This window comes from Micromonospora sp. CPCC 205539, assembly GCF_036906815.1.
Taxonomy (GTDB): Bacteria; Actinomycetota; Actinomycetes; order Mycobacteriales; family Micromonosporaceae; genus Micromonospora.
Window position 1 is genome coordinate 117450 of the sequence record NZ_JBAKHW010000014.1, and the last position, 25967, is coordinate 143416.

At 72.4% G+C, this 25967-nt stretch carries 28 protein-coding genes and 1 pseudogene; 15 read left to right on the plus strand and 14 right to left on the minus strand.

The annotated features are described in order from the left end of the window. Positions 1-13: 13 nt before the first annotated feature. Positions 14-919, minus strand: coding sequence for an SDR family NAD(P)-dependent oxidoreductase (locus V6V47_RS15035; RefSeq protein ID WP_334628813.1), 906 nt, complete (start codon positions 917-919; stop codon positions 14-16). Between the two features lie 117 nt (positions 920-1036). On the opposite strand from V6V47_RS15035, the gene V6V47_RS15040 reads away from it, so the two are divergent. Then, positions 1037-1534: a DUF4190 domain-containing protein gene (locus tag V6V47_RS15040; RefSeq protein WP_334628814.1), complete on the plus strand. Its 498-nt coding sequence runs from the start codon at positions 1037-1039 to the stop codon at positions 1532-1534. 9 nt (positions 1535-1543) lie between these two features. On the opposite strand, the gene V6V47_RS15045 is transcribed toward V6V47_RS15040, so the two are convergent. Then, on the minus strand, positions 1544-2500 hold the full coding sequence (locus V6V47_RS15045; protein WP_334628815.1) for an HpcH/HpaI aldolase/citrate lyase family protein: 957 nt from the start codon (positions 2498-2500) through the stop codon (positions 1544-1546). Positions 2501-2583: 83 nt separating this feature from the next. Here V6V47_RS15045 and V6V47_RS15050 point away from each other — a divergent pair, with 83 nt between their 5' ends. Further along, positions 2584-3408 (plus strand): SDR family NAD(P)-dependent oxidoreductase, encoded by an 825-nt coding sequence (locus tag V6V47_RS15050; protein ID WP_334628816.1) that lies wholly within the window; start codon positions 2584-2586, stop codon positions 3406-3408. Then, positions 3401-3610 (plus strand): hypothetical protein, encoded by a 210-nt coding sequence (locus V6V47_RS15055; RefSeq protein WP_334628817.1) that lies wholly within the window; start codon positions 3401-3403, stop codon positions 3608-3610. Before V6V47_RS15050 ends, V6V47_RS15055 begins: the two co-directional genes overlap by 8 nt. A 325-nt stretch (positions 3611-3935) precedes the next feature. Here the strand turns inward: V6V47_RS15055 and V6V47_RS15060 are convergent, their stop codons facing one another. Continuing rightward, positions 3936-4892, minus strand: a complete 957-nt coding sequence (locus V6V47_RS15060) for a DMT family transporter (protein ID WP_442934237.1) — start codon at positions 4890-4892, stop codon at positions 3936-3938. 106 nt (positions 4893-4998) lie between these two features. On the opposite strand from V6V47_RS15060, the gene V6V47_RS15065 reads away from it, so the two are divergent. Then, on the plus strand, positions 4999-5712 hold the full coding sequence (locus V6V47_RS15065; protein ID WP_334628819.1) for an HAD family hydrolase: 714 nt from the start codon (positions 4999-5001) through the stop codon (positions 5710-5712). An 18-nt stretch (positions 5713-5730) separates the two neighbouring features. On the opposite strand, the gene V6V47_RS15070 is transcribed toward V6V47_RS15065, so the two are convergent. Continuing rightward, on the minus strand, positions 5731-6261 hold the full coding sequence (locus V6V47_RS15070; RefSeq protein ID WP_334628820.1) for a hypothetical protein: 531 nt from the start codon (positions 6259-6261) through the stop codon (positions 5731-5733). An 18-nt stretch (positions 6262-6279) separates the two neighbouring features. Continuing rightward, the gene (locus tag V6V47_RS15075; RefSeq protein ID WP_334628821.1) at positions 6280-7149 is read right to left on the minus strand and encodes a PhzF family phenazine biosynthesis protein; all 870 of its coding nucleotides are present in this window, start codon (positions 7147-7149) and stop codon (positions 6280-6282) included. 32 nt (positions 7150-7181) lie between these two features. Here V6V47_RS15075 and V6V47_RS15080 point away from each other — a divergent pair, with 32 nt between their 5' ends. From V6V47_RS15080 to V6V47_RS15090, 3 genes are all read left to right on the plus strand, one after another. Next, a complete protein-coding gene (locus V6V47_RS15080; RefSeq protein ID WP_334628822.1) occupies positions 7182-8468 on the plus strand; it encodes a magnesium transporter MgtE N-terminal domain-containing protein in 1287 nt (428 codons plus the stop codon). Next, positions 8461-9108: a DUF1003 domain-containing protein gene (locus V6V47_RS15085; protein WP_334628823.1), complete on the plus strand. Its 648-nt coding sequence runs from the start codon at positions 8461-8463 to the stop codon at positions 9106-9108. The genes V6V47_RS15080 and V6V47_RS15085 overlap by 8 nt, the downstream gene beginning before the upstream one ends. A gap of 85 nt (positions 9109-9193) precedes the next feature. Then, a complete protein-coding gene (locus V6V47_RS15090) occupies positions 9194-10342 on the plus strand; it encodes an Mrp/NBP35 family ATP-binding protein (protein ID WP_334628824.1) in 1149 nt (382 codons plus the stop codon). Between the two features lie 227 nt (positions 10343-10569). On the opposite strand, the gene V6V47_RS15095 is transcribed toward V6V47_RS15090, so the two are convergent. Next, positions 10570-10992, minus strand: a complete 423-nt coding sequence (locus V6V47_RS15095; protein WP_334628825.1) for a preprotein translocase subunit TatB — start codon at positions 10990-10992, stop codon at positions 10570-10572. Positions 10993-11068: 76 nt separating this feature from the next. Further along, on the minus strand, positions 11069-12346 hold the full coding sequence (locus V6V47_RS15100) for a S1C family serine protease (RefSeq protein ID WP_334628826.1): 1278 nt from the start codon (positions 12344-12346) through the stop codon (positions 11069-11071). A 506-nt stretch (positions 12347-12852) separates the two neighbouring features. Here V6V47_RS15100 and V6V47_RS15105 point away from each other — a divergent pair. Then, positions 12853-13473 (plus strand): O-methyltransferase, encoded by a 621-nt coding sequence (locus tag V6V47_RS15105; protein WP_334628827.1) that lies wholly within the window; start codon positions 12853-12855, stop codon positions 13471-13473. Positions 13474-13479: 6 nt separating this feature from the next. Here V6V47_RS15105 and V6V47_RS15110 read toward each other — a convergent pair whose 3' ends face one another. Both V6V47_RS15110 and V6V47_RS15115 read right to left on the minus strand, forming a co-directional pair. After that, positions 13480-14955, minus strand: a complete 1476-nt coding sequence (locus V6V47_RS15110) for a leucyl aminopeptidase family protein (RefSeq protein WP_334628828.1) — start codon at positions 14953-14955, stop codon at positions 13480-13482. A gap of 147 nt (positions 14956-15102) precedes the next feature. Then, on the minus strand, positions 15103-15270 hold the full coding sequence (locus tag V6V47_RS15115; RefSeq protein WP_007455245.1) for a DUF3117 domain-containing protein: 168 nt from the start codon (positions 15268-15270) through the stop codon (positions 15103-15105). Positions 15271-15460: 190 nt separating this feature from the next. On the opposite strand from V6V47_RS15115, the gene V6V47_RS15120 reads away from it, so the two are divergent. The 5 genes from V6V47_RS15120 (at position 15461) to V6V47_RS15140 (ending at position 20977) form a co-directional block, all read left to right on the plus strand. Beyond that, positions 15461-16279 carry a PaaX family transcriptional regulator gene (locus tag V6V47_RS15120; RefSeq protein ID WP_334628829.1) on the plus strand — a complete coding sequence of 273 codons (819 nt, stop codon included), beginning with the start codon at positions 15461-15463 and terminating at the stop codon, positions 16277-16279. Between the two features lie 4 nt (positions 16280-16283). After that, positions 16284-17075, plus strand: a complete 792-nt coding sequence (locus V6V47_RS15125) for an enoyl-CoA hydratase-related protein (RefSeq protein WP_334628830.1) — start codon at positions 16284-16286, stop codon at positions 17073-17075. 59 nt (positions 17076-17134) lie between these two features. Continuing rightward, on the plus strand, positions 17135-18433 hold the full coding sequence (locus tag V6V47_RS15130; protein ID WP_334628831.1) for a DUF1800 domain-containing protein: 1299 nt from the start codon (positions 17135-17137) through the stop codon (positions 18431-18433). A gap of 16 nt (positions 18434-18449) precedes the next feature. Then, a complete protein-coding gene (locus tag V6V47_RS15135) occupies positions 18450-19691 on the plus strand; it encodes a DUF1501 domain-containing protein (RefSeq protein ID WP_334628832.1) in 1242 nt (413 codons plus the stop codon). A gap of 260 nt (positions 19692-19951) precedes the next feature. After that, the gene (locus tag V6V47_RS15140) at positions 19952-20977 is read left to right on the plus strand and encodes a hypothetical protein (protein WP_334628833.1); all 1026 of its coding nucleotides are present in this window, start codon (positions 19952-19954) and stop codon (positions 20975-20977) included. Positions 20978-21112: 135 nt separating this feature from the next. Here the strand turns inward: V6V47_RS15140 and V6V47_RS15145 are convergent, their stop codons facing one another. Then, entirely contained in the window at positions 21113-21736 is a 624-nt protein-coding gene (locus V6V47_RS15145; protein WP_334628834.1) for a hypothetical protein, read from the minus strand. A gap of 13 nt (positions 21737-21749) precedes the next feature. Continuing rightward, positions 21750-22331: a DNA-3-methyladenine glycosylase I gene (locus V6V47_RS15150; RefSeq protein WP_334628835.1), complete on the minus strand. Its 582-nt coding sequence runs from the start codon at positions 22329-22331 to the stop codon at positions 21750-21752. Between the two features lie 279 nt (positions 22332-22610). On the opposite strand from V6V47_RS15150, the pseudogene V6V47_RS15155 reads away from it, so the two are divergent. Next, a pseudogene (locus V6V47_RS15155) lies at positions 22611-23361 on the plus strand (sterol desaturase family protein). On the opposite strand, the gene V6V47_RS15160 reads toward V6V47_RS15155, so the two are convergent. After that, the gene (locus V6V47_RS15160) at positions 23306-23803 is read right to left on the minus strand and encodes an SRPBCC family protein (RefSeq protein ID WP_334628836.1); all 498 of its coding nucleotides are present in this window, start codon (positions 23801-23803) and stop codon (positions 23306-23308) included. The pseudogene V6V47_RS15155 and the gene V6V47_RS15160 sit on opposite strands and share 56 nt — an antisense overlap. Continuing rightward, positions 23800-24396: a DivIVA domain-containing protein gene (locus tag V6V47_RS15165; protein WP_334628837.1), complete on the minus strand. Its 597-nt coding sequence runs from the start codon at positions 24394-24396 to the stop codon at positions 23800-23802. The genes V6V47_RS15160 and V6V47_RS15165 overlap by 4 nt, the downstream gene beginning before the upstream one ends. A 158-nt stretch (positions 24397-24554) precedes the next feature. On the opposite strand from V6V47_RS15165, the gene folP reads away from it, so the two are divergent. Then, complete coding sequence (gene folP, locus V6V47_RS15170; RefSeq protein WP_334628838.1) at positions 24555-25424, plus strand: dihydropteroate synthase; 870 nt, start codon at positions 24555-24557, stop codon at positions 25422-25424. Between the two features lie 66 nt (positions 25425-25490). Here the strand turns inward: folP and ndhC are convergent, their stop codons facing one another. Beyond that, on the minus strand, positions 25491-25868 hold the full coding sequence (ndhC, locus tag V6V47_RS15175) for an NADH-quinone oxidoreductase subunit A (protein ID WP_334628839.1): 378 nt from the start codon (positions 25866-25868) through the stop codon (positions 25491-25493). Positions 25869-25967: the final 99 nt, after the last annotated feature.

Here is a 25967-nt window from a genome sequence, read left to right on the forward strand (position 1 = left end):
TGGACCGGCCCGGTCAGCGGAACCGGGCCTCGCGCACGCTGTTGCCCCCGTCGACCACCAGCATCTGGCCGGTGATGTACGACGCGGCCGGCGAGCAGAGGAAGCTGATCGCGGCGGCCACCTCGTCCGGAGTGCCGGGGCGACCGACCGGTGTCCCCAGACCCTGCTTGATCTCGGCCATCGTGGACGCCGCGGTGTAGATGGTGCCGGGCGCCACCGCGTTCACGGTCACCCCGTCGGCGATCATCTCCATGGCCAACGCCCGGGTCAGCCCGACCACCCCGGCCTTCGCCGCGGCGTAGGCGGCCTCGGTGGGCAGAGCGTTGACCGGGCCGGCGGTGGCCGCCAGATTGACGATCCGCCCCCAGCCCCGCTCGGCCATCCCGCCGATGAACGCCCGACTGCACAGGAAGGCGGTGCTCAGGTTGCGGTCGATCTCGCCACGCCACTCGTCGTAGGTGAGCTGCGCGACCGGCCGCAGCACACCCTGGCTGGCCCGGCTGGCCAGGCCGGCATTGTTGACCAGCACCTCGACGTCGCCCAACTGCTCGGCGACCGCGTCGGCCAGCGCGCCGACCTCGGACTCGTCGGTCAGGTCCGCGACGAAGCCGGTCACCCCCAGCTCGCCGGCCCGCTCGTGGATGCGGCGGGTGGTGGAGACGATGGCCACCCGGGCGCCCAGGTCGGCGAGCCGGCGGGCCGTGGCGTACCCGATGCCGTCCGGGCTGCCCGCCCCCGTCACGAGGGCGACCCGCCCGTCGAGCCGCATGGTCACCGGGTCGGCGAGCGCGACCGGCTCGTCCGGGCCGGGAGCCCCGGCCGGCGTCGTCGCCCGACCGCGTCGGGCCGCGCCCGGGCGGCTGACGTCCCGTCTCGGTCGACTGCCGGAACGGTCCGCGGCGCGCGCGTCGAATGCCATGCCGAGATCCTGCCCGGTCGGATCGGCCCGAGCAACGCGGCACCCGGTAGTGGGGGCATCGGTTTTGTGTGGTGCTGGCTACCCTGACGGGCGCACCCGACCTGACGGAGAGATCGAATGACCTATCCCCCGCCGTCCGGCGACTGGAACGACCCCACCCGGTCGAGCCAGCAGCCGACCCCACAGACGGACCCGACCCTGGTGGCCGGTCCGTCGGTGCCCACCCAGCCCGGCCCGGCAGACCCGTACGCGCCGGTCGCACCGTACGCCGACCCGAATCAACCCCCTGCCGGGTACGCGGTACCCGGCTACCCGCCGCCGTACGCCGGGTACGGCTACCCGCCCCCGCAGAAGACCAACGGGACGGCCATCGCTGCGCTGGTGCTGGCCCTGATCGGCCTCTCGTGCGGCCTCACCGCACCGGTCGGGGCGATCCTCGGTCACGTGGCCCAGAAACAGATCCGGCTCACCGGCGAGGCCGGCGAGGGCATGGCGAAGGCTGCGATCATCGTCGGCTGGGTCCTGACCGGGCTTATCGCGCTGGTGATCCTCGGCTACGTGGTCATCATCATCGTGGCCGTCGCGACCGGCGCCAGCAGCGACAGCAGCTACTGACCGACGCGCTCACTCCGCCGGCGGGGTGAACGACGAGGTACGGCTCATCCCGGCGGCCCGGCCCTTTGCGGCGATCACCAGTGCCATCTTGCGGGACGCCTCGTCGATCATCTCGTCGCCGAGCATCACCGCACCGAGCCGGCCGCCGGCCTCCGAGGTGTAGTGCTCGTACGCGTCGAGGATCAGCTCGGCGTGGTCGAAGTCGGCCTGTGCCGGCGAGTAGACCTCGTTCGCCGCGTCGAGTTGGCCCGGGTGCAGCACCCACTTGCCGTCGAAGCCCAGCGCCGCCGAGCGCCTGGCCACCTCGCGGAAGCCGTCGACGTCCCGGATCTGCAGGAACGGGCCGTCGATGGCCTGCTTGTCGTGCATCCGCGCGGCCATCAGGATCCGCATCAGGATGTAGTGGTAGGGGTCCCCCGGGTAGTCCGGGATCAGCGCACCGACCACCAGCGACTTCATGTTGATCGACGCCATGAAGTCGGCCGGGCCGAAGATGATGGTCTCGACCCGGGGCGACGCGGCTGCGATGGAGTCCACGTTGACCAGGCCAGCGGCGTTCTCGATCTGCGCCTCGATGCCGATCCGGCCGACCTCCAGGCCGAGCGTCTTCTCGATCTGCGTGAGTGTCAGGTCCAACCACTGCACCTGGGCCGCGTCCTGCACCTTCGGCAGCATGATGCAGTCCAGGTTCGCGCCGGCGCCCTCGACCACCTCGATGACGTCCCGGTAGGTCCACGGGGTGGTCAGGTCGTTGACCCGGACCACCCGGGTCTTGCCGGCCCAGTCACCCTCGTTGAGCGCGGCCACGATGTTCTTGCGCGCATCCGGCTTGGCCAGCGGGGCGACGGCGTCCTCCAGGTCGAGGAAGACCTGGTCGGCGGGGAGCCCCTGCGCCTTGCCGAGCATCTTCACGCTGGAACCCGGTACGGCGAGGCAGGACCGGCGGGGACGACCGACTGCGGCCATGAATGTGCTCCTAGAACTTAACGATCCCAAAGGGCGTGGTGACGCCACGGTAACCTCACGCCATGACCGGGGTGAATGGACCTGTGGAAGATCTCACTGGGCGACGACTGGTGGTGGTGACCGGGGCCAGCTCCGGGATCGGGCTCGCGGCTGCGGTCAACCTGGCCTGCCGGGGCGACCAGGTGGTACTGGTCGGGCGGGACCCGGCACGCCTGCAGGCCGCGGCGGCACGCGTACGGGAGAACGCGGGCGAGCGTCCCGAACTGTTCCGAGCCGACTTCGCGGTGCTCGACGACGTACGCCGGCTCGCCGAGCAGTTGCGGGCCGCGTACGACCGGATCGACGTGCTGGCGAACAACGCCGGCGCGATCGCGCTCCAGCCGCTCACCACGGTCGACGGCTTCGAGCTGTCCATCCAGGCCAACCACCTGGCGCCGTTCCTGCTGACCAACCTGCTCGCCGACCGGGTCGGCCGGATCGTGGTCACCGCCTCCGGCGCGCACCGTAGCGGCGCGCTGGACCCGGACGACCTGAACAAGCCGCTGCGCCGCTACCGGCCGCTGGTCGCGTACGGCACCAGCAAGCAGGCGAACATCCTCTTCGCCAGCGAGGCGGCACGTCGCTGGCCGGCCATCCCCACGCACAGCTTCCACCCCGGCGTGGTGCGCACCCGGTTCGCCAACGACAGCCGGCTGGCCGCGCTGGGCATGCGGTTCCTGCCGTTCCGCAGCCCGGAGAAGGGCGCCGAGACGTTGGTCTGGCTCGCCAACCAGGACCCGTCCCGACTCGTCGACGGCGGCTACTACGCCGACCGGCGGCTGCGCTGGACGTACCGCAAGGCGCGGGATCCGCAGCTCGCCGCCCGGCTCTGGGCGGCCAGCGCCAAGGCCGTCGGGATCGATGGGTAGCGTGGCGAAGGTGCTGCACCTGGTCGCGGTGGTCGAGTTCGCCGCCGGGGCCGAAGAGGCCGGGAGACGGTACGAGGACGCGGTGCTGGCCCTCCTCGGCCGGCACGGTGGTCGACTGGACCGGCGGCTGCGCAGCACCGACGGGCAGGCCGAGGTGCACGTGATCCGGTTCGACGCCGCGCCGGATACGAGGCATTCATAGCTGACCCGGATCGGACCGCGCTGCGTGCCGCCCTCGGCGAGACCGCACCGACCGCCCGCGTGATCGAGGTGAACGAAAGCTAACCCCGTCCACTCCGTCGATCATGGAGTTGTGGTGAGCGACAAAGTGGTTGCTTTAGCACAATCGTGGCACCACGCTTGCATAGTCAACGAGGCCCGAGGTGCCCCTTCCCGCGATCTTGCGGTTGCTGCCTCGACGTAGCGGGCATCCCACGCAAATCGGCGACCGAAACTGCAAGATCGGCGAGGCGAGGCGAGGCGGGGAGGGGAGGGGAGGGGCGGGGAGGGGAGGGCGTGGCCTCCGGTCAGCCGTTCAGCGGGACCGGGTCGGCGGGTAACGCGGTGGGGGCGGCACGGCTGCCGGCTCGCGCACCGCCGAGCACCACGACCGCCACTCCGACCAGCGCCAGCGCTAGTCCCAGCAACGCCTGCGGGCGCGGCGACTGACCCAGCCAGAGCCACCCGAGCAGGGCCGCGCCCGGCACCTCCAGCAGGATCAGCACGCTGACCGTGGTCGCCGGTATCCGGTGCAGGGCGTAGTTGAACATCGAGTGGCCGAGCAGTTGGGCGCCGGCCACCAGGGCCAGGATGGCCAGCCAGGTACGCCCGTCGAAGCCGACCAGCCGGACCCCGCCGAGCAGGCAGACCACCAGCAGGACCAGTGCGCAGATGCCGTAGCAGATGGTGGTGTACGTGGTGGTGCTGATGCTGGCCCGGGCCCGCTCGCCGAAGGCGGTGTAGATGGCGGCGAACATGCCGCCGGCAACCGCCAGCAGGTCGCCCAGCACGGCCCGCCCGGAGATGCCCACGTCCGCCCCGGTGGCGACCACCGCGCCGCCGACCGCCACCGCGATGCCGATCCAGACCAGCGGTGGTAGCCGGCGACCCTGCGCGCGGGCGATCAGCCCCTGCCAGACCGGCTGGGTGGCGCCCAGGGCGGTGGCCGTGGCGATCGAGGTGAGCTGGGCGCTCGGCATCCAGGTGGCGAAGTGCGCGGCCAGCGCCACCCCGGAGAGTACGCAGAACAGGCCCTCCCTCCGGCCCACCCGACTGGCCAAGGCCCGGAACTCGACGCGCCGACGGGACAGCGAGAAGGGGCTCAACACCGCCACCGCGAGCAGGTTGCGCCAGAACGCGATGGCCAGGGCGGGGGCTGCGGCGTACACGATCAGCGGTCCCGACGACGAGACGGCGACCACGGCCAGGCCCACCGCCCCGGTGGTCAGCGGGTCCAGTGGCGGGCGGTGGTGAGGTGCGGGCACGGGGTGCATCCTCACACGATCACGGGACGGCACGGACCGTCAGCGCTCCGTTACGATCACGCCCGTCCGCGCGGACGACCCCCTACCGTCCGGAGGCGCCACCCCCATGCCCAGGTACCAGGCGGTGCTGTTCGACTTCTTCGGCACGTTGACCCGTTCGATCCAGCGGGGCGCCGCGCACCGGGGCACCGCCGAGCTGCTCGGCTGCCCCGCGGACGTGCTGACGGCGGTGCTGGATCGGACCTTCTACCAGCGGGCCACCGGCCACTTCGGCAACGCCGAGGCGACCCTGCGTTGGGTCTGCGCGCAGGCCGGCGTACACCCGAATGACCGTGCGGTGCGCGCGGCCGTGGCCTCCCGGCACGCGGCCGTCCGCGCGGACACCCGGCTCCGGGCCGACGCGGTGCCGGTGCTGACGGCGCTACGCCAGCGGGGGGTGCGCACCGGAGTGATCAGCGATTGCACCCACGAGCTGCCGGCCTTCCTGCCGCAGTTGGCGGTGGCGCCGCTGCTCGACGTGCGGGTCTTCTCCGTGCAGGTCGGGCGGTGCAAGCCGGATCCGGCGCTCTACCTGGCCGCCTGCCAGCGGCTGGGGCTCACGCCCGCCGACTGCCTGTACGTGGGCGACGGCGGCAGCCAGGAGTTGACCGGCGCCGAGCGGGCCGGGATGAGTGCGGTCCGGCTGGCCGCGCCCGACCTCGGCGAGCACATGGTGTTCAACGCCGACCTCGACTGGCAGGGCCCGGTGCTCGGCGCGCTGCCCGAGGTGCTCGACCTCGTCGGCCCAGAGGTCGTCGGCGCGGGCGGTCGGGCCGGCTGACCACGGCGTTTGCGCGGGTCAGCGTCGGCGGACCCGGTGCAGGCGGAACGGCTTGCGGGTTGCCCGGACCGCCGGAGTGTCCCGGGGTGGCTCGGCCTGCGCGTCGGCCGGCAGGTCGGCGCCGGCCAGCGGCTCGCCGGCCGGGGCGAGGCGGTTGACCGCGCACCCGTCGGCAGCCCAACGGGCCACCAGGTCGGCCGTCGGGCCCGGGGCGTTCAACCGCTTCCCCGCCACCAGCGGCGCGGTGGTGGCCCAGGCCTCGGTGTCCGGCAACAGCCGGGTCACCCGGGCCGGCCAGGTGACGATCCGGCCGCCGTGATCACCGCGCAGGGTGACCTGCGCCTCGGTCGCGTCGGCAAGCCCCGGCGCGGCCTGCTCACCGGGGCCGCTGACCACGAGGAGCGCGCCCTCCAGCGGGGCACACCACAGCGCCAGCGCCGGACCACCGGCCACGCTGACCCAGGCCACGGCGGCCTTCTTCATCGCCTCGTCGACCAGCGGCGTGCCGGCCGGAGCGCCCTCGTCGGTCACACCCGCATCCTTCCCCATCGAGCCCCGCGTGCGGCCTCAGCCCACGAAGGGTGGCACGGCGATCTCACCTCGGGCCACCGGCATCACCTCACCGGCGACCGTCGCGCCGACGGCCGCGCCGTTCGCCGCGGTGACCGTGCAGGTCAGCGCGGACGGTCGGTTCATCTCCGCGCCCTGCCGCACGGCGAAGCGGGACTGCCCCTCGCCGGGCAGCAGACCGCTGGCCACCAGCCAGACGCCGAGGCCGAGCGCCGCCGAGCCGGTCGCCGGGTCCTCCGGCACGCCGATGCCCGGCACGAAGACCCGGGCGTGCGCGGTTTGCGTGGCGGCGTCCCAGGAGAAGACGCTGACGTGCGACACCCCGTACCGTTCCGCCGCCGCCGGACTCACCATGGCGCGAGCCACCGACTCCGGCCGTACCGGCAGGTACGGGAACTCCAGCCCGCACCCGGCGACCCGCGGCGCCGGCCCGACGTGGTCGGCCGCGACCAACCCGGCGATCTCCAGCAACGGCTCCGGATCCAGTTCGGGGCCGAGGGTGGGTGTGCCACCGGTCAGCGTCGCCCCGGACGCGGTCACCTCGATCGGCAGCACACCCGCCCCGCACTCCTGCGTGACCTGCCCCACACCGAACATTCCGCGTCGGCGCGCGGTGACCGCGGCGCCGACGCTGGGATGCCCGGCGAACGGCAACTCCTCGACCGGGGTGAAGATCCGGGCCCGGTAGGTGGCGCCGACCTGCGTCGGCGGCAGCACGAACACCGTCTCGGAGAGGTTGAACTCCAGCGCGAGCGCCTGCATCTGCTCCGTGGCCAGCGCCTCCGCACCGAACACCACGGCCAGCGGGTTGCCGGCGAACGGGCGATCGGTGAAGACGTCCACGATCTCGTAGGCCAAGGTCGACATGTTGATAAACACTAGGCGCTTAGGCTGATGCTGTGAGCACGCCGACCCGGGTCTACATCGCCCGCCTCGCCGGAGTCGCCGTCTTCGATCCGAACGGCGACCAGGTGGGGCGGATTCGCGACGCGGTGGCCCGACTCCGGGCGACCAAGCGCCCCCCGGAGGTGGTGGGTCTCGTCGCCGAGATGCCCATGCGTCGGCGGATCTTCCTGTCCATCAACCGGATCACCTCGATCGACCCGGACGCGGTGGTGCTCGGTTCCGGCACCCTCAACCTGCGGCGCTTCGAGAAGCGGCCGAACGAGCTGCTGGTGCTCCAGGAGTTGCTCGACCGGCGGGTGCAGGTCGACCCGGGCGGCCAGCCCGGTGCGGTGGTGGACATCGCCATGGAGTGCACCCGCGGCGGCGAGTGGTCGCTCAGCCGGGTCGCGGTCCGCGAGCAGACCGGCCGGCTCACCCGCCGTGGCCACCTGCACCAGGTGGAGTGGGACCGCGTGCGCGGACTCAGCGGCATCGCCGACAGCCGGGGTACGGCGAACCTGCTCGCCGTACTGGAGGACATGCGCCCGGCCGACCTGGCTAATGCGCTACAGGACCTGCCCGACGCGCGGCGCAACGAGGTCGCGGCCGCGCTGGACGACGAGCGGCTGGCCGACGTACTGAGCGAGTTGCCGGAGCACGACCAGGTCGAGATCCTCGCTGCACTGGACCGGGAGCGGGCCGCCGACGTGCTGGAGGAGATGGACCCGGACGACGCCGCCGACCTGCTCAACGAGCTCCCTCCGCCGGAGCAGGACGTCCTGCTGGACCTGATGGAGCCGGACGAGGCCGACCCGGTCCGCCAGCTGCTCAAGTACACCCCCGGCACGGCGGGCAGCGTGATGACCTCGGAGCCGGTCATCATGCCGCCGGACGCCACCGTCGCCGAGGCGCTCGCCCGGATCCGGGAGCCCCAGCTCTCCCCCGCCGTCGCCGCCCAGGTCTTCGTGACCCGGGCGCCGCAGAACACCCCGACCGGCCGCTACCTGGGCATGGTGCACTTCCAGTCGCTGCTGCGCGAGCCACCGGCGGATCTGCTGGGCAAGGTGGTGGTCAACGACATCGACCCGCTGCGCCCCACCACTCCGTTGCCGGAGATCACCCGCCGGATGGCCACCTACGACCTCGTCGCCATGCCGGTGATCGACCGGAACAACCGGCTGGTCGGCGCCGTGACGGTGGACGACGTGCTCGACCACTCGTTGCCTCGGGACTGGCGGGACCGGGACGCCGTCGGCAGCCCGAGCGCCACCGACCCGGTGTTGGATGGCGCGGATGGCTGACCAGCGGCGGGCACCACGACTCGACCAGCCGCGCGAGCCTCGCGGCGTCAAGCTGCCCCGCTTCGACGCGGAGGCGTTCGGCCGCTGGTCGGAGGGCATCGCCCGGAGCATGGGCACCGCGAACTTCATCGTCTACATGACGGTGGTGATCGCGGTGTGGTTCGGCTGGAACACGCTGGCCCCGGCCAGCCTGCGCTTCGACCCGTACACCTTCACGTTCCTCACCCTGGTGCTGTCCCTGCAGGCCAGCTACGCGGCACCCCTGATCCTGCTGGCGCAGAACCGGCAGGCCGACCGGGACCGGGTGGCGCTGGAGGAGGACCGGCGGCGGGCGACCGCGCAGAAGGCGGACACCGAGTACCTGGCCCGGGAGATCGCCGCACTGCGGATCGCGCTCAGCGAGGTGGCCACCCGCGACTTCCTCCGCTCCGAGCTGGCCCGGCTGGCCGAGGAGCTGGACGAGGCGGGGCAGCGCCGGCAGCGGTTGGAGCGCCGCCAACAGGACAGGGGCGGCCCGGAGAAGCGCGGTCAGCGGGCGATCGGCGGCGAGGGGCTGGACGAGCCTCGCGACGACCTGGACGGCGACTTCGCACGCGACACCCGGCCGGATGGCGCGGGGCCGCGCCGACAGGACAGCTGACCGGCCGCCGAGACGGGTCATCGATTCGCTCACACCGCCCCGGCCAGCGGCTGGCGCGGATGCCCCGCGACGTAGCATTGCGGGCATGTCAGCACCCGTGCGCACCGTCGAGGACGCGATCCAGGCCGCCCTGGCCACCGTCAACGACCCGGAGATCCGCCGGCCCATCACCGAGCTGGGCATGGTCCGCTCCGCCACGATCGCCGACAGCGGCGTCGTACGGGTCGAACTGCTGCTCACCGTCGCCGGCTGCCCACTCAAGGACAAGCTGCGCACGGACATCACCGCTGCGGTCGCCGCAGTGCCCGGGGTGACCGGCGTGGAGATCGACTTTGGGGTGATGAGCACCGAGCAGCGGCAGTCGTTGCAGTCGCAGCTGCGCGGCGGTGGCGCCACCGAGGAGCCGGTCATCCCGTTCGCCCAGCCGGGCTCACGGACCCGGGTGTACGCGGTGGCCAGCGGCAAGGGCGGCGTCGGCAAGTCCAGCGTGACGGTCAACCTGGCGGCGGCGCTGGCCGCACGTGGGCTCTCCGTCGGCGTGGTCGACGCGGACATCTACGGCCACTCGGTGCCCCGGATGCTCGGCGCGGACGGCCGCCCGACCCGGGTCGAAGACATGATCATGCCGCCGCAGGCGCACGGCGTGAAGGTGATCTCGATCGGCATGTTCACCTCGGGCAACGCCGCCGTGGTGTGGCGTGGCCCGATGCTGCACCGGGCGTTGCAGCAGTTCCTGGCCGACGTCTACTGGGGCGATCTGGACGTGCTCCTGCTCGACCTGCCGCCGGGCACCGGCGACGTGGCCATCTCGCTGGCCCAGTTGCTGCCCAACTCGGAGATCCTGATCGTCACCACCCCGCAGACGGCCGCCGCCGAGGTGGCCGAGCGGGCCGGCGCGATCGCCCTGCAGACCCACCAGCGGGTGGTCGGCGTCATCGAGAACATGTCCTGGCTGGAGCTGCCGGACGGCTCCCGGATGGAGATCTTCGGTGCCGGCGGCGGCGCGGCGGTCGCCGAGTCGCTGAGTCGGACGATCGGCGCACAGGTGCCGCTGCTCGGGCAGATCCCGCTGGACACGCGCGTCCGGGAGGCCGGCGACGCCGGCAATCCGATCGTGCTGGCCGAGCCGGAGTCGCCGGCCGCGCAGGCGCTCGGTGTCGTGGCCGATCGGCTCGCGCTGCGTCGGGAGTCGCTGCTCGGCAAGCCGCTCGGCCTCAAGCCCGCCGGGCGCTGAGCGCCCGATCCACCGCGCGCGGCCTACAGGGCCGCCGGGCGCTGAGCACCCGATCCACCGCGCGCGGCCTACAAGCCCGCCGCCGGCATGATCGACTGGACTTTCAGGAAGTCGGGGCATCTCCGCCGATTGATCGACCGACTTCCTGGAAACCGAGTTGATCACGGCTCGATCCAGGGTCGGTGGGTCCGGCTAGACAAGTGCGGGCCGGACGGGTGGCGGGTCGGTCAGGTGGCGTCGTCGTAGCTGACCCGGGGGGCCGGCGCCGACGGGGTCCCGGTGGCCGTGCCGGAGCGGGGCCCACTCGAGCGCAGGTCCGCGGCGTTGGCCACGTCCTTCAGGTCGTTGTGCACGCCGGTGACGTCCGCGCGCAGGTTGTCGTAGACGCCCTGCAACGGCTTGCGGATCGCCGCCTCGTCCTCCTCGCTGAGGAGGTGCTTGCGGATGAACGCCTTCGGGTGCAGATCCTCGAGCTGGATGTCGGTGCCCAGCTCGCGGCTCAGGTCACCGGTGGCGTTGCGGGCCATGTTGCGCAGGTTGCGCACCATGCGCATGCCGTCGTTGATGACGGCGGGCAGCCGGTCACCGAAGATCAACAGCGCCAGGAGCAGCAGCGCACCGATCTCCCACCAGTTCAGGTTGTCGAGCATCCCGCGGGCCTCCTCTCGGCGTCAGCAGCAAGACTACGCACGCCGGGCACCGTTCCGGCAGGGGGTGACCCGCAGTTCACTTGGCATCCGCGGCGAGAGTGACCGAAGTGTTCTGCCGGCTGGCCCCTCGCCGGAACTCGACGGTCACCACCGAGCCCGGGGCGAATTTGCGGACCAGAGCGATCAGGTCCGTGGGCTCGGTCATCGGCCGGCCGTTGAGCTTCAGGATGACGTCGCCGACCTTCAACCCGGCATCGGCCGCCGGCCCGGACGGCTCCACGGCGGCCAGCCGTACGCCCCCGCCACCGCCCCCGCCGCCGGCACCCGGCCCGCCGACCTGGGCGCCGATCACCGTACGCCGGGCCTTGCCGGTGCCGATGATGTCCTGGGTCACCCGCTTGGCCTGGTTGATCGGGATGGCGAAGGCGAGGCCGATGTTGCCCGCCTCCTGCCCCTCGGCGACGAGCGACTTGATGGTGGAGTTCACCCCCACCACCCGCCCGGCACCGTCGACGAGCGGGCCGCCCGAGTTGCCGTGGTTGACCGCGGCGTCGGTCTGGATCGCCGCGTAGTAGCGCACCGGGCCCCCCGGTTCGCCAGCCTGCATCGTCCGGTCCAGGGCGCTCACGATGCCGGCGGTGACCGTGTTGGCCAACGAGAGTGGCGAGCCGATGGCCAGTACGGGGTCGCCGACCGCCAGCGCTTCGGAGTCGCCGAACTCCACCGGCCGCAGCCCGGTCCGGTTCACCTTGATCACCGCGATGTCGGACTCCGGATCCTGCCCGACCACGGTCGCCGGCGCGGAGCTGCCGTCATTGAAGATCACCGAGGCCTTGCCGGTGCCGCCGGCCACCACGTGATCGTTGGTGATCACGTGGCCGTCTGCGCTGGCGATGAAGCCGGAGCCCTCGCTCGTCCCACCGAGGCTGGTCATCCGGACGGTGACCACGCTGGGTAGGACCCGTTCCGCGACCCCGGCCAGCGACTCCGGCTTGCGCTGGGCCAACGCCGGTGGTTCTGCCGCCTCGGCCCCCAGCACCGTCCCACCGACCCCACCGCGCACCGCGAACGCGTAACCCAGCGCGCCACCGAGGGTGCCGGCGAGCAACGCCGTGATGACCGGAATGAGCAGCAGTTGGCGCAGCTTCGGCCGGCCCGGTGCGTCCGGATCGGTGACCGGCTCGGGCTCGGTGCCGGCCGTGACCACGGCGGGGAGCACCACTGCGGCCGGTGCCGCCGGGTCCCGCCACGGATCGGCGAGCGCATCCGACCACCAGGGCGACGGCGAACCGACGCCAGGTCCACCCGGCGAGACCACAGGCGCGTTCGGCCAGGCCGCAGGCGCACCGGGCACGGCCGCAGGCTGATTCGGCCAGGTCCCCTGCGCACCGGGCACGGCCGCAGGCTGATTCGGCCAGCTCCCCTGCGCACCGGACACGGCCGCAGGCGCACCCGGCGAGGCCGTAGGCGTTTCGGGCAGGGCTGCGGGCTCGTTGGCATCCGCTGGCGCGGTCGGCGACCCCGCTGGCGGGGTCCCTGCCCCGGGCGGTCGCGCCGGAGTCTCACCGCCCCGGCGCCACTCCCAGCCGTCGGTCACGTCGGTGCCTCCCAGTCCGTCCCCGGATCCCGCGCCGCGTCGCCCGGCCACGGACCGGTTCGGTCGCGGCTGACGGGATACCGCCTCCAGGATTGCACGGATGCCGTCAGTGGAGTCAGCGGTTGCCCCCGCCGATCGCGAGGGACGGAGGCGCGGCTGCGCTCGGCGACGGTCGCCTCTACGCTCTCAGTTGCCAACCCGCCCCCGCACCACGCGCCGCCCGGAGGTGCCCCATCGCCACGGTCGCCGGTTCCGGCAGTTCCATGGCCCAGGCTCAGCAGTTCGCCGAGTCGTACGTCACCGAGGATCTCGTCCTCCGCACGGCCCGCAGCCTGGCCCACGAGGTCGGCCTGGACGCGGTCACGCCCGGCGCGGGAGCGGCACTGCGGCTGCTGGCCGCGGCCGGCAACGCCCGGGCCGTGGTGGAGATCGGCACCGGCACCGGAGTGAGCGGGGTCTGGCTGCTGCGGGGCATGCGCGTCGACGGCGTGCTCACCACCATCGACGTGGAGGTCGAGCACCAGCGGATCGCTCGGCGGATCTTCGCCGAGGCGGGCTTCGCCGGTGGTCGCACCCGCATCATCACCGGACGCGCGCTGGACGTGCTGCCGAGGCTCGCCGACGGGGCGTACGACCTGGTGTTCGTGGACGCCGAAGCGACCGGCTTCCACGCCTGTGTGGAGGCGGCCCTGCGCCTGCTGCGCCCAGGCGGCGTGCTCGCGCTCAACGGCGTGCTGGCCGGCGGCCGGATCGGTGACCCGGCCGCCCGGGACGCGGAGACCGTGACCGTCCGCGAGACGATCAAGGCCGTGCGGGAGTCGGAGCACTGGATCCCCGCGCTGCTCCCGGTCGGTCACGGGGTGCTCGCCGCGGTGAAGTGCTGACGCCGGTCAGTCGACGCTGGCCAGCCAGCGCAGCAACGAGCGGACGCCCCAGCCGGTGGCGCCGCGGGTCAGCTCGGCATGGTCGCCGTCCGCCCAGGACGGGGCGGACATGTCCAGGTGCAGCCAGCGGTCCCGTAGCTCGCCGGTGAACTCGCGCAGGTACAGCGCGGCCAGCACCGACCCGGCACCCTGGCTCGGTGCGCTGTACAGGTCGGCGATGTCGCTGCTCAGGTACTCGACGTAGTCGGGGTGCAGCGGCATCCGCCAGGCCGCCTCGCCGGCCGCCTCGGACGCGGCCAGCACGTCGGCCGCCAGTCGGTCGTTCTCGCTGTAGAGGGCGGCCGTGCGCTTGCCCAGCGCCACCGCGTTGGCACCGGTGAGGGTGGCCAGGTCGAGCAGCAGGTCGGGTGCCAGCTCGCGAACCGCGTACGCCAGCGCGTCGGCCAGGACCAACCGGCCCTCGGCATCGGAGTTGGTCGTCTCGCTGGTCGTGCCGCCGTAGTGCCGGATGACGTCGCCGGGGCGGAAGGCGGAGCCGCTGACCATGTTTTCGGCCAGTGGGGCCAGCGTGGTCACCCGGACCGGCAGCCCCAGCGTCGCAGCGCCGAGGGTGGCGGCGACGACCGCCGCCGCGCCGCCCATGTCCTTGCGCATCAGCTTCATGGCCGGCACCGGCTTGATCGAGATGCCGCCGGTGTCGAAGGTGATGCCCTTGCCCACCAGCACCACGTGGGTCCGGGCGTCGGCCGGGTGCCATTCCACCTCGAGCAGGCGCGGGTCGCTGGCCGAGCCACCGCCCACGGCGAGGATCCCGCCGAAGCCCTCGGCGGCCAGCTCGGCCGGGCCACGGACCCGCAGGCGCAGGCCCGGCAGGTCGGCTGCGGCCGCGGCCACCTGGTCGACGAACCACTGCGGGTTCTTCACCGACGAGGGGGCGTTGGTCAGGTCGCGGGCGAGGTGCGTCATCGCGGCGGTGGTCCGCGCGGTCGCGATGGTGGCCTCGTGCTCGGCCGGATCAGTGAGCAGCAGGTCGACGCAGTCGAGCGCGGGTCGGTCGCCGGCCTCGGTCAGCCGGAACCGGTACGACGCGAGCAGCAGCCCCTCGGTCAGTCCGCGGACCGCGGCCGGCGTGACGTCGGCCGGAAGCGCGATGGTGATGTGCGTCTCATCCGCGGCGGAGCGGGCCAGGGCCGCGCCAGCGGTCCGCCAGGCCGCCTCGCCACCGTCGCCGATGCCGAGCAGCAGGAGCCGGCCAGGGGTACGCCCGGGGCGAAGCTGGGTGCGGATCTCGCCGGCACGGCCGGTCAGCCGGGCTGCCGGGGCCAGCGCGGCGGCCTCGTCGGCGGTGCCGTCCGGGGTCGTCACGGCGGTGGGCACCGGTTCGGCCGCGGCACCCTCACCCGTTGCCGGAGTGGTGGGGCGGACGGGCAGGACAAGGACGTCGAGCCGGTCGGGCTCGGTGACCGGATGAATGGCGAGCACGCGGAACCGTACCTCCAGGAAAGTCTCGCGGAGCGGGAACGGGCGCGTCTGCCCGCACCGATGAAGTCCCTGAGCCACCGGAGGAACCGGTGGCTCAGGGACCGAGGATCGTCCCGGGCGGCGCAGGCCGCCCGGGTCTCTCCTCGCTCAGCCGGCCGCTGCCTTCAACGCGTCACCGAGCGCGTTGGCCTCGTCGGGAGTCATCTCGACGACGAGCCGGCCACCGCCCTCCAGCGGGACCCGCATGACGATGCCCCGACCCTCCTTGGTGACTTCCAGCGGACCGTCGCCCGTCCGCGGCTTCATCGCCGCCATGTTGTCTCCCCTCAGACCTACACCAGGGTCGGTGGGTTGCCCCACAGCCACTTCGTCACGACCACCCGCAACGGTCGCGGGGGTGTCGACCAACGATTTTCCCTGATGAACACCGCCGGACCCAAACCGGAGCAGCATTGATGTAACAGCATCTAGCTTATCTTGAGAAGGCCTGTCACAATGTGCGGTCATGCAGGCACGGTCGGCACTCTTCGACCTGTACGGCGACCACCTCCGACCGCGAGGTGGCCGGGCACCGGTCGCCGCCCTGGTCAAGCTACTGGCACCGCTGGGAATTGCGCCGCCGGCCGTTCGTACCGCCGTGTCCCGGATGGTGCGTCAGGGCTGGCTCGATCCGCTCCGACTGGCATCCGGACCGGGATATTCGATCACACCGAAAGCCGCCCGGCGACTGGACGAAGCGGCGGCCCGGATCTACCGGACCGGCCGGGTGAGCTGGGACGGCCGGTTCGATCTGCTCGTGCTGGACGCGCCGGGCTCCCGCCGGGACCGGCAACGGCTCGCCGCCAACCTCAGCTTCCTCGGCTACGGCACGCTGGACGAGCAGACCTGGGTGGCCACCCGCCCCGCCGAGGACGTCGACCTGCTGCTCAGCGAGGCCGGTGTCAGATTTGAGCGGTTCACCGCCGCACACTTCGCCGGCACCCCGGGCGCGATGGGCGTCGTCCGCCGCGCCTGGGACCTGAACGAGATCGGCCGCGCCTACGAGCGGTTCGTCGCCGAGCAGCGCCCGCTGCTCAGCGCGGTCACCGTCCGCAGCAGTGACGAGGAGGCGTACGCCGCCCGGTTCCGGCTCGTGCACGCGTGGCGTACCTTCCTCTTCCGGGACCCGCAGCTGCCCCCGGCGCTGCTGCCCGAGCGCTGGTCCGGCACCGCCGCGGCCAGTTTCTTCGACCGGCACGCGGCCCGCCTGCGTCCGGCCGCCGACCGGTACGTCGCGCAGTGCCTCGACGCCGGCAACCGGATCGTCCGACAGAAGGGTCGTTGAACACGTGACCGAGCCGTTGCTGGTCGACCGGACCGACGCCGTCGTCACCCTCACGCTGAACCGGCCGAACGCGATGAACGCGCTCGACGTGGCCCTCAAGGAGGCGCTGCGCGACACCCTGGCCGAGTTGGAGGCCGACCGGTCCTGCCGAGCGGTCGTGCTGGCCGGCTCGGGTGGCTCGTTCTGCGCCGGCCAGGACCTGCGCGAGCACGTGTCGACCCTGGAGAACTCCGCCAACGACCCGCTGGGCACGGTGCGGGCGCACTACAACCCGATCGCCGCCCGGCTGGCCAACCTGCCCAAGCCAGTCGTCGCAGCGGTCCGTGGGATGGCTGCCGGGGCCGGCGCGTCGCTGGCCTTCCTCGCCGACATCCGGATCGGCGGCCCGACCACTAGCTTCCTGATGGCCTTCGCGAAGGTCGGCCTCGCCGCCGACACCGGCGCCTCCTGGACGCTGCCCCGGCTGGTCGGTCACGCCAAGGCGGTGGAGTTGCTGATGCTGGCCGAGCCGGTCCGCGCCGAGGAGGCCTGCCGACTGGGGCTGCTCAACCGCTTGACGGACGACGACGAGCAGGTGCTGCCGACCGCGCAGGAGTTGGCCGCTCGGCTCGCCGCCGGCCCCACCGTCGCGTACGGGGCGATCAAGCGGCAGCTCTCCATCGCCGACGCCGGCACCCTGGCCGACGCCCTCGCCGCCGAGGCGCAGGCGCAGGCGATCTGCGGTGCCACGGCGGACCACCGGGCGGCAACCCTCGCCTTCGTCGCCAAGCAGAAACCGGTCTTCGAGGGGCACTGAACGCGATTCGCACCCCGTCCTTACCGTCCTCGAACACGGGCCGCCTAGCGTCAGCGAACATGACCGATCGCGAAGCGGTGGCGCACCTGTTGCGCCGGGCGACCTTCGGGCCGACCGCAGACGAGGTGGACGTGGCCGAACGGGCCGGACCGGCGGCGACCCTGGCCAGCCTGCTCGACCCGGCCCGTGCCGACCGGGGTGCGCTGGCCACCCCGGTGCCGGCGCTGCCGGCGGATCCGTACGCCGCGCTGACCAAGGAGTCCAGCCGTGAGCAGCGGCAGAAGGCCAACGCGCAGCGCCGGGAACAGCTCCAGGGGCTGACCCTCTGGTGGCTGGACCGGATGGTGGCGGCCGAGGACGGGCTGACCGAGAAGCTGCTCTTCTTCTGGCACGGGCACTGGGCGACCAGCGCGCAGAAGGTCAAGTCGGCGCGGATGATGCTGGGTCAGCTGGAGACGCTGCGCCGCCACGGACGAGGGCCGTTCGGCTCGTTGGTCGCCGCGATGGTGCGCGACCCGGCCCTGATCGTGTGGCTGGACGGGCAGAAGAACACCCGCAAGGCACCGAACGAGAACCTGGCCCGCGAGCTGATGGAACTGTTCACCCTCGGCATCGGTGGCTACACCGAGGCCGACGTGAAGGCCGGCGCCCGGGCGCTCACCGGCTGGGTGGTGGACCGGCGCACCGGCGTGGCCCGCTTCGAGGCCCGTCGGCACGACCCGGGCGAGAAGACCATCCTCGGGCAGAGCGGTCGGTTCGACACCGAGTCGTACGCCGAGCTGCTCGCCGCCCAAACCGGGGCGACGACGTTCGTCGCCAACCGGCTCTGGTTCCGCTACGCCGGCACCGAGGTCCCCGTGCCGGAGGGTCTGGCCGGCGCGGACACCGTCGCCACCCTGCGCGCGTTGTTCACCTCCCCGGCCTTCGCACAGACCCGCGGCACCCTGGTCAAGCAGCCGGTCGAATGGCTGGTGGGCGCGCTGCGGCAGCTCGGCGTCCGCCCCTCCGCCCTGCCCGAGCAGCAGCGCAAGCAGCTGCTTCCCGGCCTGAACGCGCTGGACCAGGTGCCGCTGCGACCGCCCAGCGTGGGCGGCTGGCCGGCCGGTGCCGCCTGGCTGACGACCTCGTCGTTGCAGGCCCGGCTCCGAATGGCCGCACTGCTGGCCGCAGCCGCGGCGCCGGCGGTGCTGACCCGGCTGACCGCGGCACCTCCCGCCGGCCGGCCGGACGCCCTGGCCCGGCTGCTGGTGGTCGACGGCTGGGGTGGACGGACCCGGGCCGCGCTGACCCCGTTGGCCAACGAACCCCGGAAGCTCCTGGCGGCCGGTCTGGTCAGCCCCGAATACACCGTCAGCTGAGCGGAGGAGTCGACCGATGGACACCCTGACCCGACGGAAGTTCCTGCTGACCAGTGGGGTGGTCGGCGCGAGCGCACTGGCCGCCGGCGCCGGCGCGTACGGCCTGCGGGACGTGCTCGACACCGCCGGGGACCGCGATCCGGAGTCTCGCACCCTGGTGCTGGTCACCCTCTACGGCGGTAACGACGGCCTGAACACCGTGATCCCGTACGGCGATCCGGCCTATGCGGCGGCGCGGCCCGAGCTGGCGTACCCGGCCGGGGAGGTGCTGCGGCTGGACGACGACTTCGGCCTCAACCCTGCGCTGGTCGGGTTGCAGAAGCGCTGGTCCGGCGACGGGCTGGCGATCGTACGCGGAATCGGCTACCCGAAGCCGGATCGCAGTCATTTCCGGTCGATGGACATCTGGCACACCGCCCAACCGGACCGGCCGGGCAACACCGGCTGGCTCGGCCGCTGGCTGGACGCGGCGGGTGGCGACCCCCGGCTGGCCGTCTCGTTCGAGCCGGCACTGCCGCCGCTGCTGGCCGGCGCGAGCAGTGCGGGTGCCTCGGTGCCGGTGACCGACCGGAAGGCCACCAAGGGGTTGTCGACGGAGACGCTGACCGCGTTCGCCGCTGCCGAGGCGGGCGAGTCCGCGGCCCGGGCCCGGGCCGCCGCCTGCTTCGCCGACCTGCGTTCGGTGGACGAGATGATCCGGGAGGTCCGGGATTCCGCCGACGCGGACGCCCCGGACCCGGACGGCGAGGAGGCGCCCGCGACGGCCACCGGCGGGGCGCGCACACCGTTGGACGCGCAGCTGGACCTGGTCGCGCAGTGTGTCGAGGCCGGGGTGTCGACCCGGGTGTTCTCGGTGTCGCTGGGCGGCTTCGACACGCACGCCGACGAGAAGCAGTTGCAGGCCGTCCTGCTGGGTCAGCTCGACCGGGCGTTGACCGGGTTCACCGACCGGATGAGTCGCAGCGAGGCGGGGCGGAAGGTGGTGGTGGCGGTCTACTCGGAGTTCGGCCGCCGGGTCCGGGCCAACGCGTCGGACGGCACCGACCACGGCACCGCCTCGGACCTGCTGCTGCTCGGCGCCGGGGTGCGCGGCGGCTGGCACGGCGAGGCACCGAGCCTCACCGACCTCGACGACGGCGACCTGAAATACACCACCGACTTCCGGGACGTCTACGCCACGCTGCTCGAACGGGTGTTGGACACCGATCCGGGCCCGGTGCTCGCCGACTGGCGGGGGCGGCTGAGCACTCTGTTCTAGGCAGCGTCTCGCTGGCAGCGGGCCGGGGTCTCCGCGTTGACTCCACGATCGCCTGGACTTGAGTACAGGCGGCGATGGATAGATCCGGAGTCGTGTGGCGTCTGTAGTGGTGACTGAGATCGGAGAACGGGTTGAAGGGACGACGAGGAGCAAGCCCATCTTGCCCGATCTGCGCGGATCGGACCCTCGGCGTGAAGCGGATCGGAAGCTCTGCTGTACACAGGGCGGCCGACAGGCCATGAAGCCGAATGGAATTTACGATGAGAGTTGGCATTCTCCTGCTGCTGGCGGGCGCCACGACACTGGTTGCGCCGAATGCCGCGATGGCAGATGCGGGAGCACCGGACTCGGTAACGTCCTGCCTGGTCGAGCGACTTACCGAGACTGACAAGACCTGGCGCCTGAGCATCGCTACGGCGGCGGATCCGAGTGGCCGTTACGTCGCCGGTCGCGGTTACCCGCAGGATGGCGGCTATGCCCGGGTACCGGTGCTCTGGGACCGTGGCGCGCCGACCGTGGTGAAGATCCCTGGGATCGATCAGATCATCAATGACGTGAATGCCTCGGGAGTCGCCGTGGCTTCGAGCTACGACGAGCAGACCTGGGAACCACTAGCTCCTTCGATCATCCGAAATGGGCAAGCCAGCTCACTACCGGGCGTCGCCTCCGGGACGGCCAACGGGATCAACCAGCGCGGTGATGTCGTGGGCGAGACGGCGGACCTGCAGCCTGTCCTCTGGCCAGCCAGGGGAATCGTCGGCGGCACGGCCGTGTTCCTGCCTCTGCCCAAGGGCGCCGTCGGGGCCGAGGCGCACGACATCGATGACGACGGCACAGTCGTCGGGTCCCAGTTCGATGTCAATGGGATCGAACGGGCCACGATCTGGACGCCCGACGGCAAGGTCAACGTGCTGCCGTCGCTACCGGGCGCCGCGGACGGAAGCGCCGCGTTCACCATCCGCGCAGGTTGGATCACCGGACGTGCGTTGTCCACGGACGGCGCATGGCAGCAAGTGCGGTGGCAGGTGACAGGTGAGCCGCAGGCTTTCCCCCGATTCGACCATCTGTCCAACGCGAACGCGTCCGGATGGCTCGTCGGTAGCGGGCTGAACCAGAAGCCGCTCCTCCGAGCCAATTCACAGTACGTCGAACTGCCCGGCCTGGCTGCCGCCGCCGAAGACAGCTACGACGAGGCGACCGACATCAGCGACGACGGCCGGACGATCGCCGGCTACGCCACGGACGAGCAAGGAGCTCTGCGCGCCGTGCGATGGACGTGTCTCTGATGCGACCGGTGCTGCGAGGCTGAAGAGCGGGTCGCCTACCGCCTGGGGCGCCTCGTCCCAACACTGAGCTGCCCGCGACCAATCGGTCGCGGGCAGCCCGGGTCTACAGGCCGGGGGAGCTACGGCGGGGGGAGCTCAGTCGTCTTCCTCCGGGTCCTGGTTGGCCTCCGCGCCCAGCACGAACGCCTGCATGGCCAGCTCGTCCCCGGATGGCGAGACGAAGGCGGGCAGCTCACGCGGCCCCAGCTCCTGCACGTAGGACCAGAACAGGCGGACCGCCTCGGCCGGCGTGCCGGCCTCGATCGGCAGGTCGAGGCTGACCAACCAGGTGCGCCGCGCCGGGGGTGGGCCGAGCCGGTCGGCCAGCGCCCGGAACGCCGCCGGGTCGAGTGCGGTGACCGGCCCGTCGAGCGTCAGCCGGTCGGCGGGCACCGGCTCGTCGAAGGCCCTCCGGGTGTACGCCACGACGAGCGCCCCCGGCTCGACCGGGGACTGCGGGTCGTCCGGGTCCTCCCGGTGCGCCAGGGCCGGCGCGGTGACCCGACCGAGCGCCACCAGCCGAGGCGGCTCGTCGGCCAGCACCGCCACCCGGTCACCCGCGCTGGGCTGGCCGACGTCGGGCAGCCCGGTCAGCTCCAGCGTGTCGTGGTGCACGAGCCGCTCGGCCTCATAGCGCTCGGCCGGCAGCAGCACGGCCCAGGTGCCCGCCCCGTCGGCGTGGCCGGTCCCGTCGGCCCGGTACGCGGTCTCGGTCGTCATGCCTGCCATCCCATCACGCCGCCGGTGGGAGCGTGACGTGACAGCCGACGATGTGATCGTCGACCATGCCGGTGGCCTGCATGAGCGCGTACGCGGTGGTCGGGCCGACGAACCGGAAGCCGCCCTTCTTGAGCGCCTTGGCCATCGCGGTCGACTCCGGGGTGATCGCCGGGACCTCGGCGAACGAGGCGGGGCGGGTCGGCCGGGGCGCTGGCGCGTACGACCAGAGCAGCGCGGACAGCCCGTCGGGCAGGTCGAGCGCGGCCCGGGCGTTGGAGATCGCCGCCTCGATCTTGGCCCGGTTGCGGACGATGCCGGCATCGGCGAGCAGCCGGGTCACGTCGGTCTCGTCGTAGTCCGCGACGGTCTGGATCCGGAACTCGTCGAAGGCCAGCCGGAACGCCGGGCGCTTGCGCAGGATCGTCAGCCAGGACAGCCCGGACTGGAACGCCTCCAGGGTCATCCGCTCGTAGAGCGCGTCGTCGCCGCGCAGCGGCCGGCCCCACTCCGTGTCGTGGTAGATGGCGTAATCGGGGGTGCTCGCCCCCCAGGCGCAGCGCGGCAACCCGTCGGCACCGATCACCAGGTCAGTCACGCTGCACACGCTAGGGCATCGCACCGACAGCCCATTGCCACCGGCCGGCCGGCTGCCTATGGTCGTGGTTACCGACCGGTAGGGCGGGGTCACCCACCGCCGCGTTTCCGGGCGGCAACGGCGAGCGGAGGCGGCGCGATGAAGGAGTTCCCGGACGTCATCGCCTGGTCGATCCCGGCTTTCCTGCTGCTCGTCGTGCTGGAGCGGGTGTCCTACCTGCTGCACCGCGACGACGACGAGGTCGGTTACGGCGGCGCGGACACCGCCACCAGCCTGGCGATGGGGTTGGGCAGCGTCTTCACCGACCTGCTCTGGAAGGTGCCGATCGCCGCCGCCTACGCGCTGCTCTACGCGCTCACCCCGCTGCGGGTGGCCGAGGTCTGGTGGAGTTGGCCGCTGATCCTGTTGGCGCAGGACTTCTGTTACTACTGGTCGCACCGAGGCCACCACGTGGTTCGGATCCTCTGGGCCGCGCACGTGGTGCACCACTCGTCGCAGCGGTTCAACCTGTCCACCGCGCTGCGGCAACCGTGGACCAGCCTGACCGGCTGGATCTTCTACCTGCCGCTGGTCCTGGCGGGTGTGCACGGCGGTGGTGGCGTTCTGCGGCTCGGTCAATCTGCTCTACCAGTTCTGGATCCACACCGAACGGATCGACCGGCTGCCCGGCTGGTACGAGGCCGTGTTCAACACCCCGTCGCACCACCGGGTGCACCACGCCTCGCAGGGCAGCTACCTGGACCGCAACTTCGGCGGCATCCTGATCATCTGGGACCGACTGTTCGGCTCGTTCGCGCCGGAGCGGGAGCGCTGCGTGTACGGCCTGACCAAGAATGTCGGCAGCTACAACCCGATCCAGGTGGCCTTCCACGAGTACGTCTCGATCGCCCGGGACGTGCGCGCGGCGACAGTGTGGCGGCACCGTGTCGGGCACCTGTTCCGCGCGCCGGGCTGGCAGCCCGCGCCGGCGGTGGTCAGGGTAGTCGACCCTGCTCGATCAGCCGGCCAAACCTCTTCAGCGCCTGGGTGAGACCGACCTTGGACCCGGGCCAGAGCACCGGCCACGCCAGTCGGCCCGCCGGGCCGCCCGGCACGTGGAACCACTCGTGCCAGACGACCTGGGTGCGATCCCGGGCCAGCGGGGTGCAGCGCAGCACGCCCGGGCCGCGCAGTATCCGGCCGCAGTGCACGACGCCGATCTCGTAGGGCTCGTCGACCCGGGTCACCCGCATCTCGTCGCGCAGCACCGCCGGGCCGAGCGTGGTCACCGCCTCGATGAGGCTGCCCTCGCGGCCGTCACCCTCGACCACCCGCACCTTGGTGAACGGGATCCAGTCGGACTGGCGGTGCCAGGCGAGCAGGGCGGCGAAGACCCGCTCCGCCGGAGCTTTGACGATGACCGTCGCGGTCACCTCGCCAGCGCCCGGTTGGGCCGCCTCGCGAAGATCGTCAGAGCCCTGCGGGTCGGTCACGCCGACTCCGACCGGACCACCGCGCCGTGTTGCCCGACACCGTTGGTCGGCTGACCGTGGGCCGGCGCCACGCCGTCGGCATCCGCCGGGGAGGCGGTGGCGTCGGGCAGCGGCTCCCCGACGGTCGAGCCGGCCGGGGCCGCGCCGGAATCGGCGTCGTCGACCGGCTGGGCACCCACGGCCGACTCGCCCGCCACGCCGTCGACCGGCACGCTGCCGACCGCCGCGCTGCTGGCGTCCGCCTGTTCGCGAGCCTGGCGCAGCACGTCGGCGTCGGCGATCCGGCCGTCCCGCAATGCGATGACCTCCGCCTCCAGCACGCCGATCAGCTCCGACTTGTAACCGATGTCGTAGGCGGCGCGGCGCATCGCCTGATCGACCTGGGCCATCCGGTACCCGCGCAACGCGGTGTCGAAACGAACCGCGCCCACGTCGGACTCGCGCAGTGGCCGGGTGCCGGGCAACGGCACGGCCAGCGAGTCGGCCTCGACCGGCACCAGGCCGGGATCACGACCGCTGACCAGCACCGTCACGCCGAACACGACCGCCGCGACGGTCAACGCCACGACCAGGAGGAGCAGAAGCTGACCCATGTCACTGATCGTGGCACGGCGGACGGGCCGGGAGCGAGCCCGCCACCCACCCTGATCAGGATCAGCCCCGATGCCCGCCCGGCGCGGCAGCCATCCGACCGGCTAGCGTCGGGACCGGCCGGCGCGGCAGCGGCGGTGCGAACTCTCGGGAGGCGGGCATGGCCGGGGCGCTTCGGCTCGGTGGGCGGACGTTCGCCCCCGGTGAGCTGGTGGTGATGGCGATCGTCAACCGCACCCCGGACTCGTTCTTCGACCGGGGCGCCACCTTCGCCGCCGACAGCGCGCTGCGCGCCGTGGAGCGGGCGGTGAACGAGGGCGCCGAGATCATCGACATCGGTGGGGTGAAGGCCGGCCCGGGCGCCGAGGTGGACGCCACCGAGGAGATCCGGCGCACCGTGGGCACCATCTCCGCCGTCCGGGCCGCGTTCCCCGAGGTGGTGATCTCCATCGACACCTGGCGCGCCGAGGTCGCCACCGAGGCCGTGGCTGCCGGTGCGGACCTGCTCAACGACACCTGGTCGGGTGCCGACCCGGCGCTGGCCCGGGTGGCCGCGCAGACCGGCGCCGGTCTGGTCTGCTCACACGCGGGTGGCCTGGTGCCACGGACCCGGCCACACCGGGCGGCCTTCGACGACGTGGTCGCCGACGTGGTCACGACGGTGACCGGGCTCGCCGAGCGCGCGGTGGCGACGGGGGTACGCCCCGACGGGATCCTCATCGACCCGGCTCACGACTTCGGCAAGAACACCCGGCACTCGCTGGAGATCACGCGTCGGTTGGACGAGCTGACCGGCAGCGGTTGGCCGTTGCTGGTCGCGCTCTCCAACAAGGACTTCATCGGCGAGACGCTGGACCTGCCGGTGGCCGAACGGCTGGAGGGGACGCTCGCCGCCACGGCGGTCTCCGCCTGGCTGGGCGCCCGGGTGTTCCGGGCGCACCAGGTGGGACCCACCCGTCGGGTGCTGGACATGGTGGCCTCGATCCGCGGTGACCGCCCGCCGTCGGTGACCCGCCGGGGGCTGGCCTGACCGGTCGGCGCGGCGACCGGCCTTGAACGGCCGGGCGGACGACACGATCGCCGGAGGCCGAGGCGCTCAGGTCCAGCGCAGGATGTTCCTACGCCAGGCATAGAGGATGCCCAGCGCCAACACCGCCACGAACACCGCCATCTCCACCACCGTGACCAGGCCGAAGCCCGGCCGGTCGAAGACCACCGCCCAGGGGAAGAGGAACACCGCCTCGACCGCGAACAGGACGTACAGGTAGGCGTAGACGTAGTAGCGGATCTGCATCTGCGCCCAGTCGTCGCCGACCGGGTCGAGCCCGCACTCGTAGCTGGCCCGCTTGCCGGGCGGGTCGGCGGGACGAGCTGGACGTAACACCCGGTTGGCCGAGAACGCTGCAACGAAGAACAGGACGCTGGCGAGCAGCAACAGCCCGAGCGTCGCGTACGAGCCCAGGTAACCGGTCACGTCCGGGAGCCTACCGCCCCGCTCGGCAGGGCCGTCCCGAACACGTTACGGAGTTGTTTCCAGTTGGGACTAGTGCACCGGGGCAATTGTTGCTGAATA